Annotated in this window: 1 pseudogene; it reads right to left on the minus strand. The window is 64.7% G+C overall.

The annotated features are described in order from the left end of the window. Positions 1-337: pseudogene (locus tag L1069_RS24040) on the minus strand (transposase); the annotation flags it as partial.

The raw sequence follows: 337 nt of genomic DNA on the forward strand, positions 1-337 counted from the left end.
TCGGGATCTCCGGAAACGGCCTGCGTTGTCGAGGGTTGCGAAAAAAGACAGCGCCACGACGGGCCCAACGCCCGGGACGGTCATGAGGCGGCGGGCAAGGCCGCTTGGCGCGCTATGAGCCTGAGATCTTCATCCATCGCTTCCGCAGCCGCGCACAGGGCCCTGTGGATCGGGATGAACATGTCGGCCATCACGCCGAGTGCCGGGGTGGTCTGACCGGCCTCAGCGAACTGATCACGGAAGCCCTGCCGCAGGTTTGCCCGGCCAACTGAACCCATACAGATCCCGAAAACCTTCAGCACACCGCGAACATGCGCCTCCAGGTCCTTGCGCCTCC

It is taken from the genome of Leisingera sp. MMG026 (assembly GCF_021654205.1).
GTDB lineage: Bacteria > Pseudomonadota > Alphaproteobacteria > Rhodobacterales > Rhodobacteraceae > Leisingera.